2 tRNA genes and 1 rRNA gene are annotated in these 786 nt (G+C 45.9%); all 3 read left to right on the forward strand.

Annotated elements, in window-relative coordinates:
- Window positions 1-88: ribosomal RNA gene (locus tag BGL48_RS16355) — 16S ribosomal RNA — on the forward strand; the annotation flags it as partial.
- A 91-nt stretch (window positions 89-179) separates the two neighbouring features.
- A tRNA-Ile gene (locus BGL48_RS08520) sits at window positions 180-256 on the forward strand.
- A 133-nt stretch (window positions 257-389) separates the two neighbouring features.
- Window positions 390-465: transfer RNA gene (locus BGL48_RS08525), tRNA-Ala, on the forward strand.
- Window positions 466-786 lie beyond the last annotated feature (321 nt).

Below are 786 nucleotides of genomic sequence, written 5' to 3' on the forward strand. Positions count from 1 at the left end.
GGCGGGAGACGCGGTTGTGAGGGTGTGGTTTGGGGTGAAGTCGTAACAAGGTAGCCCTAGGGGAACCTGGGGCTGGATCACCTCCTTACTGACGCTATTGTTGCGAGTGCTCACACAGATTGTATAGGTTGAAAGTCAAAGAGATACGAATGCCTTAGTCAAAGGCTCGTACCTTAGATGGGTCTGTAGCTCAGCTGGTTAGAGCGCACCCCTGATAAGGGTGAGGTCGGTGGTTCAAGTCCACTCAGACCCACCACTTCTACTTACCCTGCGTCATCTTTGATACCTGCGATGCTCATGTGCTAACGCACACTGCGCGTCTCGCTTCAAATCTGACTCGGCTAAGCGAAGTGGACTTCTTCAAGAAGTCTGTCTAAGGAATTTATGATGGGGCTATAGCTCAGCTGGGAGAGCGCCTGCCTTGCACGCAGGAGGTCAGCAGTTCGATCCTGCTTAGCTCCACCACTTTTTAAGCGCATTTATGATGATAAGTGTCTTTAAAAAGTGGTTTATCGTATTGATAGAATCACATGCTCTTTAACAATCTGGAAAGCTGACAAGTCATTCTTTAAGAATGACAGTAAAGTTCTCAATCAGTGACATATAATGTCACTCACACAATCAAGTGTGCTTGGGCTTTGTCTTAGTGATAAGCAAAGTCTCTATTTTGAGTCCGGCAAAAACAAAACCTTAATTGGTTGATGATTCAACACTCAGTGGTTTTGCGACGCAGATTTCTTTTTAAGACAGTCTCGACGTAAATAAAACCTCTTGGGGTTGTATGGT

The sequence above is a fragment of the Salinivibrio sp. SS3 genome, assembly GCF_001722105.1.
Lineage (GTDB): Bacteria > Pseudomonadota > Gammaproteobacteria > Enterobacterales > Vibrionaceae > Salinivibrio > Salinivibrio kushneri.